Genomic DNA, 14,818 nt, shown 5'->3' on the forward strand with positions numbered 1-14,818 from the left:
ATGGATAAACCGAACAAGGGATACGACTACGAGCGCTATAGGAACCTGCTGGCAGAGGCGACGGACGAATCGAAGCGGCTGGCGTTCATTGACCTGCTGATTGAGGAAGGCGCGCGGGACCAACTCACACGCGAGCGAATCAGCCAGCTTGGCTTGACAAGGCCGGTGGAGCGGTCGCGCAGCCAGGAGTAGCTTTCAGCCCGGCTCGCGTCAGCTTTACGCGGAGATCCGCGCAAGCAGATTGGCGCGGCACGCATCTCGTTCGGTGTATGGCCCTTCCAGGAAGAGCAACCCGAGACAAACATGGTGGGAACGGTGCCGGCTTACGACGATCAGAACCTCTTCGCGAAAATTCTTCGCGGCGAACTTCCGTGCTTCAAGGTCTATGAAAACGCGCGCACGTTCGCGTTCCTCGACATCATGCCGCGCACACCGGGCCATACGCTGGTGATCCCGAAGGCCCCTGCCCGCGGGATCCTCGACATTTCAGCGGACGATCTTGCCGAAGTCGCACGAACTGCGAAGACGATCGCGATCGCCGCCATGAAGGCCTTCAATGCGGACGGCATCATCGTCCAGCAATTCAGCGAACCCGCCAGCGGACAGGTGGTATTTCACCTGCATATGCACGTCATGCCGATGAAGTCGGGGGTCGGACTGCTGCCGCCCCAGAGCCGGAAAGAAGACGTCAAGGTGCTGGAAGATCACGCGGCCCGGCTGATCGCCGCGCTCGGCTCCTAGAGCTATTCCGGCTTTGATGGAATCAAAGCCGGGCTCCAGCTTTTTGTTTTGACGCGTTTTCTTGACACGAACCGGTACCCACTTCGCTCGGAAACGCTATAGATCGTTTCATGCTCGGTATTCGAGAGCGCCTCGAGCTTGCGAACCCGAAGCTAGACGCCGAGATAGCGTTGCAGGATGTCCGGCTGCGCCTTGAGCTCCTGGGCCGGCCCCTCATGCACGATGTGGCCGTTGTTGATGATATAGATGCGCTGGGCGAGCGCGAGCGTCGCCGCCAGGTTCTGCTCCACCAGCACGATGGTTTGACCGGCGGCAGCCAGATCGCGGCAGGCTCTCATGAGATCCTTCACGATCACCGGTGCGAGCCCCTCGAACGGCTCGTCGAGCAGGATGATCTTGGGATCGCGTATGAGTGCGCGCGCAATCGCCAGCATCTGCTGCTCGCCCCCGGACAGCTCGTTGCCGCGGTTATTCCGCCGCTCCTTCAGCCGTGGGAACATCTCGTAGATGCGATTGAGCGGCCAGCGTTTCGCAGCCGTCAGCCCCGCGAGCACAATGTTTTCCTCAACGCTGAGGCTGCCGAAAATGCGGCGCTCCTCATGCACCAGCTGCATTCCGGCCTGCGCGATCTTGTGGCTCTTGCGGCCGGCGACATCGGTGCCGTCGAATATCACGCTGCCGGAACGCGGCGTGACCACGCCCATCAGGCTCTTGAGCGTGGTGCTCTTGCCGGCGCCGTTGCGCCCGAGTAGCGCCACAACCTCGTTGCGCTCGACGCGCATCGCCACATCGAAGAGGATATGGGAATCCCCATAATAGCTGTTCAGACCGTTGACCTCGAGCAAGCTCATGCGTCGAGTACTCCGTGCACGCCCCCGAGATAGGCCTCCTGGACCGCGGCGTTGTTCTTGATTTCGTCCGGCGTTCCCTCGACCAGCACCCGACCTTCCTGCAGCACGGTGACGCGTTCGGCAAGTTCGAACAGCGCATCCATGTCGTGATCGATGATGATCATGGTACGGCCCTTACTGATGGACTTCAGCAACTTGACCGTTTCCACGCGCTCTCGCGGGCTCATGCCGGCGAGCGGCTCGTCGAGCAGAAGGAGACTTGGCGAGGTGGCCAGCGCCAGCCCGATCTCCAGCCGGCGCTTTTCCCCGTAGGCGAGCTCCGACACCGGCGTGTCCGGCCGCGCCGTCAGATTGACGAGTTTCAGCGTGCGTTCGACCTGCTCCGACAATCCAGGAATGCTGTCCAGACTACGGAACATGTCGAGGCGGAATTTGCCGCGCAGTTCTGAAAGCGCTGCGATGACAAGATTCTCGCGCACGGTCAGCCCGGTGAACAACTGATTGACCTGATAGCTCTTGGTCAGACCGAGCTGGCAGACGTCGGTGACATTCATCCCGGTGATATCGAGCCCCTCGAACACGATCTTGCCCGATGTCGGCGCGACTTCGCAGGTCAACATCTTGAAAAACGTCGACTTGCCGGCGCCGTTCGGGCCGATAATGCCGCGCAACTCGCCATGGTTGACAGTGAAATCGATATCGCTGTTGGCAAGGAGACCGCCGTAACGCTTGGTCAGACCGGTCGCCTGCAGGATCGGACCGGCATAACCATCGCTCGCGCGATGCAGGGGGGCCATCGGCGGCGGGTCCGGCTCCTTCGCGACCTCGGCCTCCGCGATCTTTTGTTCTTCCTCTGCGGTCAAAGCGGTCGCTGACGCTGCGACCGGTTCACGATGGGCGCGCTTGCCGACGGCAAGGCGGTAAAGGTCCGCGATGCCACCGATGATGCCGCGCCGCAGAAAGCAGACCAGCAGCACGAACACGGCGCCGAGCACTAGTTTCCATGCTGCACCCAGACCGAGAGCCGACTGCAGGAAATCCTGCAGGAACAGCCAGACGGCCGCGCCGACCAGCGGGCCGAACAGCGTTCCGGGACCGCCGATCGCGGTTTGCATGATGAGCTGACCGGACGTATCGAACATGAACGCATCTGGCGGCATAAAGGCCTGCATCGAGCCCAGCAGCCCACCGGCAAAACCGGCATAGGCAGCGGCAATGACGAATGCCGTCAGCTTGTAACCGTGGATATTGTGGCCGACCGCCGTGGCGCGCAGCGGATTGTCGCGGATCGCGCGGAAGATCGCACCGACCGGCGAGCGCACGATGCGCAGCGCAATCACGACACCAACGAAATAGCACACTGCCAGAAACTGGTAGAGCGACCAGCCGGTGGTGAATTCGAGCGTGGTGAAGCCGAGATTAAAGCTCGGTGTCGGAACGCCGGGCAATCCATTCTCGCCACCGGTCCAGTGCGCCAGCGGATTGAACTCGACGAAGTAGAAGACTTCCGCGATCGCCACCGTGATCATGGCGAAATAGATGCCAGTCCGGCGCAGCGCAATCAGGCCAATGAAGTAGCCGGTAACAGCAGCCCCGATCATGCCGATCACCAGCGCGAGAAAGACATCCGGGAATCCGGCCCGGGTCAACAGGTAGGCCGCAACAAAGCCGCCGGTGCCGTAGAACGCCGATTGTCCGAACGACAGCAGGCCGGTAAAGCCGAACAGGATGTCGAAACCGAGGCCGAAGAAGCCCCAGACCAGGATGCGGTTCACCGTGTTGGGCGCAAAGCCGATATGCGGCAGCACGAATGGCGCGATAATCAGACCGACCGCGGTGAGGATCTCGATCAGGAAACGACGTTGCTTCAGCATCTGACAATCACACTTATTCCCGTCCCTGCGTGCCGAGCAGACCGTGAGGCCGCAGCACCAGCACGAGCGTCATTGCCACGAACAGCATGACGTAGGCATAACCGGGATTAATCATTGAAGTGATGCTGATGATCTCGCCGGCAATCAGCCCACCCAGAATGGCGCCTGGAAACGATCCGACGCCGCCGATCACCACGACCACGAATGTCTGAACCAGGATGTCGTCGCCGACGCCGGGCGTCAGGGACACCACCGGAGCGTTGACGATGCCGGCAAAGCCGGCCGCCATCGCACCGATTCCGAACACGATCATGAAGACGCGGTAGACGTTGATGCCGAGCGAATCCACCATGACCGAGTCTTCAATGCCGGCGCGCACGATCATGCCCAGCCGCGTGCGATAGAGCACGATGAACAGGGCAGCCAGCGCGACCGCGACGATGCCGACGACCGCGAGGCGATAGGTCGGATAGAACATGAAGCCGAGCGAGGTGATGCCCTGAAACAGCGGCGGTGGCGGAACCACCAGCGACTGACTTGAAAAAATGAACCGCACCATCTCGACGAAACAGATGCCGAGGCCAAACGTCACCAGCAACTGATCCTCATGCGGACGGTGATAGAAATGGCGGATGATAACCCGCTCCATCACGATGCCGAGGACCATGACGAAGAGCGAGCCCGCGATGACAGCGACAACAAACGAGTCGGTATAGGTGTACGCGACATAACCGGCATAGCCGCCGAGCATGAACATCGCGCCGTGCGCGAGATTCAGCACGCCGAGCGTACCGTAGATGATAGTCAAGCCGGAACTGATCAGCGCGAGCAAGGCGCCGAGCGCCAGCCCGTTGAAAAGTTGAGAAACGAAATTTGGCCAATTCATCATGACGCGCAATCGCCAGGCATGTTTGAAAATGTATCCTGCTCGCCAAAATGCATCCTACGTCAAAAACCGGTGCCGCAGGTTGATGATCACCCGCGGCGCCGGTATCTCGGTTGGATCAGGTATAGTCGCCGAGATTGCAGCCGAAGGCGTCCGGCTTCTGCATCAGTCCCTCACCCGGGACGATCTCGACAATATCGTAATAGTCTTCCTTGTTCTTCATCGCCTTGGGATCCTTGCCCTTGACGATGATCACAGGCCGCACGCACTGGTGGTCTTCCGGCCGATAGCGAACGTCGCCGAGCAGGGAGGGAATGGTCTCGCCCTTTTCCCAGGTCTTGATGATATCCGGCGGATAGAAGCTGCCGGCTTCCTCGACCATGCGCGCCCAGTGGGCGAAGCTGACATAGGCGTTTTCCGCACCCCACTCCGGGTTGTAGCCGTATTTCTTCTTGAACGACTCATTGAACATCTTCGCGAGCGGATACTTGTCCTCGACGGTCCACCAGTAGTCGGTAGCCGCGTAGACGCCAGCCATCAGGCCGCCGCCCGCTTCGCGCGCGAGGAACGGGATCTGGTAGGGCACGACCAGCTTCATCTTGTCGAGCACGCCGAACTGCTTGGCCTGCTGGATCGACAGCACCGCATCATGGCCCCAGTTGACGTTGATGAGGAGATCGGCGCCGGAATTGGCGACGTTCAGCAGGTAGGACGAGTAATCCGGCGCGCCGAGCGGCGAGACCTGATTGGTCACGGTGGTCCAGCCGGCATCCTTGGTCATGTCCTGCATCGACTTGGTCACGGTGTGGCCGTAGGTGTAGTCCGGCGTCATGTAGGCGACTTTTTTGTCCTTGCCGAACTGCTTCACCAGCACCGGCGCGATCGCTGACGCCGCGGTCTGGCCGAAAAAGCCCTGCCGGAATCCGTAGCGCACGCAATCCTTGCCGGTGGTGTCGTTGGAGCCGGAGATCCCGGCGACGTAGAGTACGTGCTCGCGCTGCGCCAGCTTGTTGAGAGCGACCGCGACCGCGCTCGAGGTCGAACCGGTCATCAGCACAACCTTGTTCTCGCTGATGAAGCGCTGCTGCGCCTGCACAGCTTCGTTCGGCTTGGCGCCGGAATCCGCGACCACCAGCTTCACTTCCTTGCCGAGCACGCCCTTCTTGGTCTTCGGCGAAAGCTTCTTCATCAGCTCGTGACCGGAATTGAGATGCTCCACCGCGAGCTCCCAGCCCTTGAGTTCGTCCTCGCCCTGCACGGCGTAGGTGCCGGTGCGCGGCACCGCAACGCCAATGGTCACCGACGAACCGGAAGATCCGGCGGGCCATGTGCCGATCGCCGGCTTGTCATCGGCGAAGGCCGGCATGATCAGGCCACCCGGCAGCATCAAGCCGCCGACCAGGCCCGCGCCGCCCTGCAACAGGGAGCGGCGCGATACGGCCGCATCCAATGCCTGCTCAAGAACCTTCTTCATCGCGCATGTCCTCCCAAAAAGTGTGTGTGTTGTGCAATTTCACTCATTGCCAATCTGACAGACAGGCTGGCGCGCCCGTTAACCAGCGCCGACCAGGGTACCGTTACAACAAGTCCTTTCGCCGTAGGTCTGTCAATGTCACTTTCGTCGAAGGGAAGGGCGTTTCCTCCGAAAAATCAGAGCTCTTGGCGAGATAAGACGGATAACCGGAGCAACCGCCCTCCGCGCTCCAACGCACGATCTCATAGCCACTCTGGTCATTGAATTCGGTGGGACATTTCTCCACATCGAGCCCTCAGCGGGATCGTCGGAGCAAGCCGTGAAATCGACCTTGCTGCCGGTGCGCAGCCTGCCGAGTGGATCCGACGCTCATGATGATAACGGCGCGGTTTCCCTTCCGTTCTCATCCTCCGCGATCCGCATCAGCTCCGAGAGACTTTCGACGGCAATACGCCGATCGAGCGTCTTCAGCCAGCCGGCTCTTTCCCAGGCGCTCAGAATGCGGCTCGCGGAATAAAGCGTCGTTCCGGCGATATCGGCAATGTCTTTCCGGCGAAGCGGAAAGCGGATGACAATGCCTTTGGAGGTCGTGGTGCCCACCTGTCGGAGCAGTCGCAACAACGCATGAGCCACGCGCTGCTCCGCGCGCTGGGTGGCAAGTTCGCGAACCCGATGCTGTGCCTCTTGAAGCCGGTGACCGACGATGCGAACAGCATTGACGGCGATCTGGGGGTGGTTGTTCATCAGGTCGAGCAAAGCTCGATCGCTCCAGCTCGCCTCGGTTGCGTCCGTCAATGTGTCAGCGTCAGCAGGATAGCGCCGATCCGTGAACAAGGAGATTGCACCAAAAATATCGCCGGATCCGATGAAGCGCACGACGATCTGTGCTCCATCGCTGCCGGATTGAGAAATCCTGATCCAGCCATCGATCAGGACATGAGCGCGCACGCGTGTTTCGCCCTGATTGAACACACGAAAATCGCGGGCAAAGGAGCGCGTCGTGGCGGAGGCAAGGACGTCGTCCAGCGCTGCTGTCGGCAAGCCTCGAAAGAGTTCGAGGTTTGAAAGAATCTGCCGAGACAAAGGAGGAGCCTTGCTCATTCTCCGGAGAGTAAACCCGGCTTGCCGAAAATGATAGCGAATTGCGTTTGCGCAACCCGTGCCGAATGGCGTTGCCGTACACCTTGCGAAGTCGGCGGTTCACGTCGTCGCCAAAGGATGCAGGTGCTTCATGGATGACATCATCGTCGCGCGTGCGCTCCACGTGCTTGCCGTGATCGTCTGGATCGGCGGCGTCTCGATGGCAACGACGGTGGCCCTTCCGGCGCTCCGGCGCGGCGATCTCGGTCCGAACCGGCTGAAGGCGTTCGAAGCCATCGAGCGGCGTTTCATCTGGCAAGCGCGTGCATCAGTCATCATCGTTGGCTTGAGCGGCCTCTACATGACGTGGCAGCTCAACCTTTGGGGTCGGTTTCGGATGCCGGCTTTCTGGTGGATGGACGCGATGGTGGGCCTTTGGCTGCTGTTCGCCTTCGTACTCTTCATCGGCGAGCCCTTTATCCTGCAGCGCCACTTCCATCGGTTGGCGACCGAGCGGCCGGACGTTGCCTTTGCACGGCTACACCGGGCGCATTGGATTCTGCTAGGGCTTAGTCTCGCGACCGTATTTGGCGCGGTCACAGGAAGCCATGGATGGTCGGTCTTTTGATCGCGACCACCCTCGGTTGTCGAAAAGTTGGTTATCCGATCTCGTCGGCAATTTCGCTGATTGTGCTGAAGACGCGGTCGAGTTCGTGCGGCGTGCTGCAGTACGGCGGCATGAGATAAATCGTATTCCCGAGCGGCCGGACTAGCAGGCCGCGGCGAAGGAAATTGTCGTAAAGGCGCGGCCCGATGCCGGCCAGATAACCGGCGTCATCCGTGACGATATCAAGTGCGGCGATGCTTCCGATCTGACGGACGTTGGTAAAGCGCCGATCCTCGCGAAAGCGATCAAGACCCTTGGTCTGCGCGCGCGCGACTGCTGCGATGCGCTCCATCACCGGTTCGTTCTGCCAAATCTCCAGGTTCGCGCAAGCGGCGGCGCAGGCGATCGGGTTCGCAGTGTAAGAGCTGGAATGGAAGAAGGTTTTGCTGCGATCCGTCGAATAATGCGCATCGAAGATATCCGCGCGGCACAGCGTCACCGCAAGCGGCAGCGAACCGCCCGTGAGGCCCTTGGAGTAACAGGCGATATCGGGCGTCACGTCAGCCTGCTCGCAGGCGAAGCGCGTTCCGGTGCGACCCCACCCCGTCATCACCTCGTCGGCGATCAACAGAACGCCGTGAGCTTCGCAGATCCGCTTCATCTCCGCGAGCACCCAAGCCGGGTAGATCAGCATGCCGCCGGCGCCAAGGATCAACGGCTCGACGATCAGTGCCGCGACCCCCGCGTTCCGGCATGCCATCGTGATCGCATCCAGCGTTGCCTGTTCGCGGCCGGCCGCAGGAAACGGTATCCGCTCCACATCAAACAGCAGCGGATCATAGGGCGCATTGAAGACACCTCGCTGGCCGACTGACATGCCGCCGATGGTGTCGCCGTGATAGGCCCCTTCCAGCGCCAGGATGCGAGAGCGCAGCTCGCCGCGATTTCGCCAGAAGCCGAGCGCCATTTTCAGCGCGACTTCGACCGAGGTCGAACCGCTGTCGGAAAAGAAGACATAGTCGAGTCCCGGCGGAGTCATCGCAACAAGCTGCCGCGCGAGCTTTTCGGCCGGCTCATGGGTGAAGCCGGCAAAGATCACCTGATCGAGGCGGTCGGCTTGGTCCCTGATCGCCTGCACGATCTGCGGATGACGATGACCGTGCGTTACCACCCACCATGACGAAATCGCATCGAAGATACGCCGGCCGTCGACAGTCTCGAGCCAGGCGCCCTCACCCTTGGCGATCGGTATCGCCTCCGGCTGTAGCGCGTGCTGGGTGAACGGATGCCATACCGGCGATGCCTGCGTCATCAAGCCGGTCCTTTCAGAAAATCGCGGATATCGAAACCGCCGGTAAAGGCTTCGCGCAACGTATCGCGGGTCAAGGGTGCAACATGCGGCAGGCGGCCGAGACGTCGCACCTTGCCCATATCGGTGATGATCCGTTCGGATTCGACATTCGCGTCACCGATGAAGGCGATGCCGAGCATCGCAACGCCCCGCGCGCGCAGCGCCGCGATCGATAGTAGACTGTGATTGATGGTGCCCAGCGTGGTGCGGGCGCAGAGCACCACCGGAAGGCGCCAGCTCGCCATGAGATCGAGATAGGTAACGTCACGCGTCAGCGGCACCAGCAGGCCGCCGGCGCCCTCGACCACCAGCGGACGATCTTTCTCCGACACCCGCAGAGAGTCGGGTTCGATGGTCACGCCGTCAAGCTCAGCGGCGAGATGCGGCGACGCCGGCGTCCGCAACCGATAGGCCTCCGGCAGCACGCGCTCGGCGGCGAGGCCCGACAGCCGCAGCACCGTTTGCGAGTCCGTTTCTTCGTCCAGCCCCGCCTGGACCGGTTTCCAGTAAAATCCGTCGAGCGCGCCGGCAAGCGCCGCCGAGAAAACCGTCTTGCCAATGCCGGTATCCGTGCCCGTTACAATGATGCGCACGCTCACGCGGCGGCTCGCATGTCTTCGGCCAAAGCCGCGAACAACTCAGCGACAATCGTCTCGTCGACATGGAGCGTCAACGCGATGCGCAGCCGCGCGGTGCCTTCGGGGACCGTCGGCGGGCGGATCGCACGAACATCGAAACCTCGGCCCTGCAATGACGCCGCCAGCGCGACCGCGGCCTGATCGGGGCCGACGATCACCGGAAGGATCTGCGAGCCGGACGGCTCAATATTGCAGCGTCGACGCAGTTCGCCTCCCGCAAACTGCACCAGACGGGCCAGGCGTTCCCGACGCTCGGGATTGGTCCGGGAGATCTCGAGTGCGGCACGCGTCACCGCTGCGATCAGGGGCGATGGCGCGGTGGCAAAAATGAACGGTCGCGAGCGATTGACCAGAAAGTCGTGGATGATCGTCGGTGCGAGAATGAAGCCACCGACCGTCCCCAGCGCCTTGCCACAGGTGTGCAGCGTGATGACATTGTCGCGACCCTCGAACGGCGCGGCAAGCCCCCTCCCCTGCGGGCCCAGCACACCCGTCGCATGGGCCTCGTCGATCACGACCATTGCGTCGTAATGGTCCGCAACGGCAAACAGATCAGTCAGGTTCGGGCTATCGCCGTCCATGCTGTAGAGGCTTTCAACCGACAACCAGGGCCGGCCCTTGCCGCCAGCCGCGCGCCACCTCACGATTGCTGACTCAAACGCATTGATGTCGTTGTGCGAAACCCCGACAAATTCGGCGCGGCCGCGACGAACGCCTTCATGGACGCTGGCATGTATCAGTTGGTCATGCACGACGAGATCGCCGCGCTGCGGCAGCGTCGAGAAGATGGCGAAGTTGGCGACATAGCCGGCGCCGAAATAGAGCGCAGATTCGGCGCCGAAATAGGCCGCCGCTTCGCATTCCAGAGCTTCATGTTCAGGATGATTGCCGCGTAACAAGCGCGACCCGCCGGCTCCGATCGGCACCCCTCGCGCCAGCGCATCGACAGCGGCTTGTCGCAATTCTTCCGATTCTGCCAAACCGAGGTAGTCGTTCGAGGCGAGATCGATGCCCGAGCGCCCACGCAGCGCACGGAGACGGCCCCGACCCGCGAGCGCCTGCAAATCTGCCGTATAAACCTCGTGCACCATCATGTGTCCCGGCCGGAGCCGAAGCTTCGCGTTTACATCACCAACGACGGCAGCCGTGCTGCGCAACATTCCGTGGCATAATCTTCCAGCGAAGGCGGCTCTCCGCCGAGACCGACCGTCAGATCTAATCTACTCGGCGGGAACATCGTAGTCAGCCGCGAAGCGCAATTCCCGGAGCGGTCGCACCCGCGTTGTCGATTCCTGGTATAGATCGTGCGCCTTATACGCTGCGAGTTCCGCTTCGCTGTCGAATTCTCCATAAACGACAACGTCGATGTCGTTGCCGAGTTGGTCGGTCTTTCGATTGCGAGTGACTTCGAGCCGGCGCGCGTGCGGGATCGCCATGAGAAGCGACAGACCGTCGATCATCTTGTCGATGTCGCCCTTATTTTTCGCGGTGAATAAAACGATGTGACGTATCATGGCTGGCCGTAGGGGTAGAGGGTGGTCCTGGTCGCATGACTATCTTGCCGTCAACTCTAACGCAACGCTGACGACTCTCCGTCTGGGGTGCAGCACCGGGGGTGCCGCGATCTTCACAAGCTGGGGGCGTCCAGTTGAATATTCCGCCAAATACTGCCCATATGAGACATGACTCTTTTCCGATGTCCGCAACCTTGGACACACCTGACCTCGGCGCTTGAGCCCGCCCGATGAGTGACCCGATTGCAATGAGTGATCCGCTTGGCCACATCCGACCCAAGACGCATATGCGTTCGGTGTCCCCCGCATCCAAACAGGGAATTGCGGCGGACCTGATTGCGCTGCTGGTGGCGGTCACATCCGGCGATCCCCGTGTTTTGACACTTCAGGATCAGCACGCGTTGCCGTCTGGTCCTTTCGAACTGGCTCATCGGTCGCTGCAATCGGGACTTCGCGCCTGGGTCGAGCGCCAAACACGGCTGCCGCTGGGCTACGTCGAGCAACTCTACACCTTCGCGGATCGGGATCGCGCCGGCGCCGTCGACCAGCGCGTCATCTCAATCAGTTATCTCGGCCTCACCCGCGAGCAAGCCGAGTCTGGCCAATATGGGGCAAGCTGGAGAAGCTGGTACGACTATTTCCCCTGGGAGGACCATCGCATCGGCGCTCCGCCCATGGAGAAGACGCTCCGGTCCGGACTTGCCGCCTGGACCGCAGCGGCGCCTGAGCGGGCAACGCGGAGCGATCGCCGGCAACGAGCGGCGATGCTGTTCGGTTTCGACGGCCACGTCTGGAACGAAGAACTCGTCTTGCAACGTTACGAGCTGCTCTACGAGGCGCGACTGATCCCGGAAGCCCTACGAGGCGATCGTCCGTCCGCCCCGGCAGCCGACACCGTGCCGGGTGATCCCATGATTCTGGACCATCGTCGGATCCTGGCGACCGGAATTGCGAGGCTCCGGGCCAAAATCAAATATCGCCCGGTCGTATTCGAGCTGATGCCGGACACGTTCACGCTGCTGCAATTGCAACGCTGCGTTGAAGCGCTCGCTGGAAAACTCGTGCACAAACCGAACTTTCGCCGTTTGATCGAGCAGCAGGAGCTGGTGGAGGATACTGGCGAAACGAGTCAGGAGACCGGCGGCCGGCCGGCAAAACTTTTCCGATTCCGCCGCGCGGTACTCGCCGAGCGCGCGATCGCGGGGACAAAATTACCCGTTTCGGGGACTTGACAATACTTATACTCAATATCAGTATAATAGGTACTCGATTGGAGTATAGTCATGTCGCCAGCCCTTGCACTGCGACCGTCGACCCGGATCTACCCCAGAGTGCGGCATGCGATCCCCGAGATCGAATGGCCCACATTCGCCGACGACGTCGATGCGATCATTGAGCTGAAGAAGCGCCGCAACGCGGTCATTCTTGCGCACAACTATCAGACGCCGGAGATCTTTCACGGCGTGGCCGATATCGTTGGCGACAGCCTTGCGCTGGCCCGCGAGGCAACGCAGGTGGAAGCCGACGTGATTGTGCTCGCCGGCGTGCACTTCATGGCCGAAACGGCCAAGTTGCTGAATCCGTCGAAGACCGTGCTGATCCCGGATACGGGCGCCGGCTGCTCGCTTGCGGACTCGGTCACGCCCGCGGATGTGCGGCTGTTGCGGCAAACCCATCCCGGCGTTCCGATCGTCACCTACGTGAACACATCGGCCGCGGTAAAGGCCGAGTCGGACATCTGCTGCACGTCGGGCAATGCGAAGGCCGTCGTCGAGTCGCTCGGCGTCGAGCGCGTCATCATGCTGCCTGACGAATATCTGGCGAAGAACATCGCTGCCGAAACGCACGTCAAGATCATCGCCTGGACCGGCCATTGCGAGGTGCATGAGCGCTTCAGCGCCGAAGAAGTGCGGCAGCTACGCGAAAATTACCCCGGCGTCGTCGTCCTGGCCCATCCGGAGTGCCCGCCGGAAGTCGTGGCGGAAGCCGATTTCGCCGGATCGACCGCCGCGATGTCTTCCTATGTCGCAACCAAGCGGCCGCCCAGGGTCATGCTCCTGACGGAATGCTCGATGAGTGACAACGTCGCCACCGATTATCCCGGCCTCGAGTTCATTCGTCCCTGCAATCTCTGCCCGCACATGAAGAGGATCACGCTCGGCAATATCCGTCACGCGCTCGAGACAATGCAGCACGAAGTCACGATCGATCCGGGCATCGCAGCGCGCGCGCGACTCGCTGTCGAGCGAATGCTGGCGGTCAGATGACGGCTCTGCATGACACTAACGGCGCTGCCGTCGTCATCGGCGGGGGTCTTGCCGGCCTGATGACGGCGCTTGCGCTGGCGCCGCGACCGGTGCTGCTCGTGAGCAGCGCACCGTTGGGCTGCGAGACATCGAGCATCCTCGCGCAAGGCGGCATCGCCGCTGCTATCGGGCCGGATGACGACGCATCGCTGCATCTGGCGGATACCCTCGCAGCCGGAGATGGCCTTTGCGACGAGCGCGTCGCTGCGGCAATCCTCGACGATGCACCGGCTGCGATCGAACGGCTGTCACGGCTCGGCGTGGCTTTCGATCGCGACGCCAACGGCAACGTCGCGCTTGGCCTTGAGGCGGCCCACTCGCGCCGCCGGATCGTCCATGCCGGAGGTGACGCAAGCGGACGTGACATCATTCGCACGCTGGTCCGCAAGGTCTATGAAACACCTTCGATCACCGTATGCGAGGCGACCCGCGCGCAGCGATTGATTGTCGAGGACAATACGGTGAGAGGGGTCGTCTGCCAGACCAACCGCGATCCCGTGGCTTTCCTCACTGACCGCGTCGTCATTGCTACCGGAGGCATCGGCGGATTGTTTCTCCACGGGACCAATCCGGCAGGATCGTGTGGTCAGGGCCTCGCTCTCGCAGCGCGGGCCGGCGCGATCATGGCCGATCTCGAATTCATCCAGTTCCATCCGACGGCGCTCGACACCGGCTCCTTTCCGCTGAAACTGATCAGCGAGGCCGTGCGCGGCGAAGGAGCGATCCTCATTGACGAAAAGAGCGATCGCTTCATGGCAGACACGCCGGGCGCCGAGCTTGCGCCTCGCGACGTCGTCGCGCGCGCGGTCTGGCGGCATATGGCAGCGGGCCACCACGTTTTTCTCGATGCCCGCGATCTAAAAGGGATCAACTTCGCCCGACGCTTCCCGGCGATCACCTCGTTTTGCAGCGACGCAGGAATCGATCCGGCAACGCAGCCGATCCCGGTCCGTCCCGCCGCGCATTATCACATGGGCGGAATTTCCGTCGACAAACGCGGAAGGACGTCGATTGACGGTCTTTGGGCATGCGGTGAAGTCGCCAGCACGGGCCTTCATGGCGCGAACCGGCTGGCCAGCAATTCGCTTGTCGAGGCGATGGTATGCGCTGGCTTTGTCGCCGAGGACATCAGCGGGAGGGCGTCTGCGAAGCGGCGCGATCCCAGGATTCCGGATGGAAGCATCGGCAGCAGCGATCCGACCCTGATACGGCCGATTCTCTCGCGCGCTGCCGGCGTGTTGCGCGACGGCGACGGATTGCGCGCTGCCGCGCGTGTCCTGTCACCGCTTGCTGCCTCGCAACAGGCCGCAAGTGACCCGGCCATTGTCGCCCTGATGATCGTGATCGCAGCGCTTCGCCGTGAGGAAACCCGCGGCGCACATGCGCGCACCGACTTTCCCAAGCACGCGATCCGCGCGGAACGTTCGACGCTGCGCCTCAGCGACGCGCTCGACGCCGCACAAGACTACATTCCGGATTTGGTTAGCTAACACGCT

15 protein-coding genes and 1 pseudogene are annotated in these 14,818 nt (G+C 61.8%); 6 read left to right on the forward strand and 10 right to left on the reverse strand.

The window, feature by feature from the left end; all coding sequences use genetic code 11:
* The gene (locus ACSZOQ_RS11520; protein ID WP_439922667.1) at positions 1-192 is read left to right on the forward strand and encodes a hypothetical protein; all 192 of its coding nucleotides are present in this window, start codon (positions 1-3) and stop codon (positions 190-192) included.
* Positions 193-303: 111 nt separating this feature from the next.
* The gene (locus ACSZOQ_RS11525; RefSeq protein WP_439922668.1) at positions 304-741 is read left to right on the forward strand and encodes an HIT family protein; all 438 of its coding nucleotides are present in this window, start codon (positions 304-306) and stop codon (positions 739-741) included.
* A 152-nt stretch (positions 742-893) separates the two neighbouring features.
* Here the strand turns inward: ACSZOQ_RS11525 and ACSZOQ_RS11530 are convergent, their stop codons facing one another.
* The 6 genes and pseudogenes from ACSZOQ_RS11530 to ACSZOQ_RS11555 all read right to left on the reverse strand — a co-directional run.
* Positions 894-1,592, reverse strand: a complete 699-nt coding sequence (locus tag ACSZOQ_RS11530) for an ABC transporter ATP-binding protein (RefSeq protein ID WP_439922669.1) — start codon at positions 1,590-1,592, stop codon at positions 894-896.
* The gene (locus ACSZOQ_RS11535) at positions 1,589-3,466 is read right to left on the reverse strand and encodes a branched-chain amino acid ABC transporter ATP-binding protein/permease (RefSeq protein WP_439922670.1); all 1,878 of its coding nucleotides are present in this window, start codon (positions 3,464-3,466) and stop codon (positions 1,589-1,591) included. Before ACSZOQ_RS11535 ends, ACSZOQ_RS11530 begins: the two co-directional genes overlap by 4 nt.
* A 13-nt stretch (positions 3,467-3,479) precedes the next feature.
* A complete protein-coding gene (locus tag ACSZOQ_RS11540; RefSeq protein WP_439922671.1) occupies positions 3,480-4,355 on the reverse strand; it encodes a branched-chain amino acid ABC transporter permease in 876 nt (291 codons plus the stop codon).
* A gap of 115 nt (positions 4,356-4,470) precedes the next feature.
* Positions 4,471-5,826: an ABC transporter substrate-binding protein gene (locus ACSZOQ_RS11545; protein WP_439922672.1), complete on the reverse strand. Its 1,356-nt coding sequence runs from the start codon at positions 5,824-5,826 to the stop codon at positions 4,471-4,473.
* Positions 5,827-6,195: 369 nt separating this feature from the next.
* The gene (locus tag ACSZOQ_RS11550; protein ID WP_439926023.1) at positions 6,196-6,459 is read right to left on the reverse strand and encodes a helix-turn-helix domain-containing protein; all 264 of its coding nucleotides are present in this window, start codon (positions 6,457-6,459) and stop codon (positions 6,196-6,198) included.
* A gap of 159 nt (positions 6,460-6,618) precedes the next feature.
* Positions 6,619-6,927, reverse strand: a pseudogene (locus ACSZOQ_RS11555) (Crp/Fnr family transcriptional regulator); the annotation flags it as partial.
* 130 nt (positions 6,928-7,057) lie between these two features.
* On the opposite strand from ACSZOQ_RS11555, the gene ACSZOQ_RS11560 reads away from it, so the two are divergent.
* The gene (locus ACSZOQ_RS11560) at positions 7,058-7,534 is read left to right on the forward strand and encodes a hypothetical protein (protein ID WP_439922673.1); all 477 of its coding nucleotides are present in this window, start codon (positions 7,058-7,060) and stop codon (positions 7,532-7,534) included.
* A gap of 31 nt (positions 7,535-7,565) precedes the next feature.
* On the opposite strand, the gene ACSZOQ_RS11565 is transcribed toward ACSZOQ_RS11560, so the two are convergent.
* From ACSZOQ_RS11565 to ACSZOQ_RS11580, 4 genes are all read right to left on the reverse strand, one after another.
* Positions 7,566-8,825, reverse strand: a complete 1,260-nt coding sequence (locus ACSZOQ_RS11565) for an adenosylmethionine--8-amino-7-oxononanoate transaminase (RefSeq protein WP_439922674.1) — start codon at positions 8,823-8,825, stop codon at positions 7,566-7,568.
* Positions 8,825-9,463, reverse strand: coding sequence for a dethiobiotin synthase (gene bioD, locus ACSZOQ_RS11570; RefSeq protein ID WP_439922675.1), 639 nt, complete (start codon positions 9,461-9,463; stop codon positions 8,825-8,827). The genes ACSZOQ_RS11565 and bioD overlap by 1 nt, the downstream gene beginning before the upstream one ends.
* The gene (locus ACSZOQ_RS11575; RefSeq protein WP_439922676.1) at positions 9,460-10,593 is read right to left on the reverse strand and encodes an 8-amino-7-oxononanoate synthase; all 1,134 of its coding nucleotides are present in this window, start codon (positions 10,591-10,593) and stop codon (positions 9,460-9,462) included. The genes bioD and ACSZOQ_RS11575 overlap by 4 nt, the downstream gene beginning before the upstream one ends.
* A gap of 129 nt (positions 10,594-10,722) precedes the next feature.
* Positions 10,723-11,016: a Dabb family protein gene (locus ACSZOQ_RS11580; protein ID WP_439922677.1), complete on the reverse strand. Its 294-nt coding sequence runs from the start codon at positions 11,014-11,016 to the stop codon at positions 10,723-10,725.
* 248 nt (positions 11,017-11,264) lie between these two features.
* Between ACSZOQ_RS11580 and ACSZOQ_RS11585 the strand changes: the two genes are divergently transcribed.
* From ACSZOQ_RS11585 to ACSZOQ_RS11595, 3 genes are read left to right on the forward strand one after another with little or no spacing between them, the layout of a single operon-like run.
* A complete protein-coding gene (locus ACSZOQ_RS11585; protein WP_439926025.1) occupies positions 11,265-12,248 on the forward strand; it encodes an NUDIX hydrolase in 984 nt (327 codons plus the stop codon).
* Between the two features lie 51 nt (positions 12,249-12,299).
* Positions 12,300-13,283 (forward strand): quinolinate synthase NadA, encoded by a 984-nt coding sequence (gene nadA / locus ACSZOQ_RS11590; RefSeq protein ID WP_439922678.1) that lies wholly within the window; start codon positions 12,300-12,302, stop codon positions 13,281-13,283.
* Positions 13,280-14,812 carry an L-aspartate oxidase gene (locus ACSZOQ_RS11595; protein WP_439922679.1) on the forward strand — a complete coding sequence of 511 codons (1,533 nt, stop codon included), beginning with the start codon at positions 13,280-13,282 and terminating at the stop codon, positions 14,810-14,812. The genes nadA and ACSZOQ_RS11595 overlap by 4 nt, the downstream gene beginning before the upstream one ends.
* Positions 14,813-14,818: the final 6 nt, after the last annotated feature.

Origin of the sequence: Nitrobacter sp. JJSN, from assembly GCF_051912485.1 — a bacterium.
In the GTDB taxonomy this organism is placed as follows: Bacteria; Pseudomonadota; Alphaproteobacteria; order Rhizobiales; family Xanthobacteraceae; genus Nitrobacter.

What these genes read in the sequence shown, in the direction of transcription:
- ACSZOQ_RS11520 (WP_439922667.1), top strand. Translation starts at nt 1, where the DNA reads ATGGATAAACCGAACAAGGGATACGACTACGAGCGCTATAGGAACCTG.
- ACSZOQ_RS11525 (WP_439922668.1), top strand. Translation starts at nt 304, where the DNA reads ATGGTGGGAACGGTGCCGGCTTACGACGATCAGAACCTCTTCGCGAAA.
- ACSZOQ_RS11530 (WP_439922669.1), bottom strand. Translation starts at nt 1,592, where the DNA reads ATGAGCTTGCTCGAGGTCAACGGTCTGAACAGCTATTATGGGGATTCC.
- ACSZOQ_RS11535 (WP_439922670.1), bottom strand. Translation starts at nt 3,466, where the DNA reads ATGCTGAAGCAACGTCGTTTCCTGATCGAGATCCTCACCGCGGTCGGT.
- ACSZOQ_RS11540 (WP_439922671.1), bottom strand. Translation starts at nt 4,355, where the DNA reads ATGATGAATTGGCCAAATTTCGTTTCTCAACTTTTCAACGGGCTGGCG.
- ACSZOQ_RS11545 (WP_439922672.1), bottom strand. Translation starts at nt 5,826, where the DNA reads ATGAAGAAGGTTCTTGAGCAGGCATTGGATGCGGCCGTATCGCGCCGC.
- ACSZOQ_RS11560 (WP_439922673.1), top strand. Translation starts at nt 7,058, where the DNA reads ATGGATGACATCATCGTCGCGCGTGCGCTCCACGTGCTTGCCGTGATC.
- ACSZOQ_RS11565 (WP_439922674.1), bottom strand. Translation starts at nt 8,825, where the DNA reads ATGACGCAGGCATCGCCGGTATGGCATCCGTTCACCCAGCACGCGCTA.
- ACSZOQ_RS11575 (WP_439922676.1), bottom strand. Translation starts at nt 10,593, where the DNA reads ATGGTGCACGAGGTTTATACGGCAGATTTGCAGGCGCTCGCGGGTCGG.
- ACSZOQ_RS11580 (WP_439922677.1), bottom strand. Translation starts at nt 11,016, where the DNA reads ATGATACGTCACATCGTTTTATTCACCGCGAAAAATAAGGGCGACATC.
- ACSZOQ_RS11585 (WP_439926025.1), top strand. Translation starts at nt 11,265, where the DNA reads ATGAGTGATCCGCTTGGCCACATCCGACCCAAGACGCATATGCGTTCG.
- nadA (WP_439922678.1), top strand. Translation starts at nt 12,300, where the DNA reads ATGTCGCCAGCCCTTGCACTGCGACCGTCGACCCGGATCTACCCCAGA.
- ACSZOQ_RS11595 (WP_439922679.1), top strand. Translation starts at nt 13,280, where the DNA reads ATGACGGCTCTGCATGACACTAACGGCGCTGCCGTCGTCATCGGCGGG.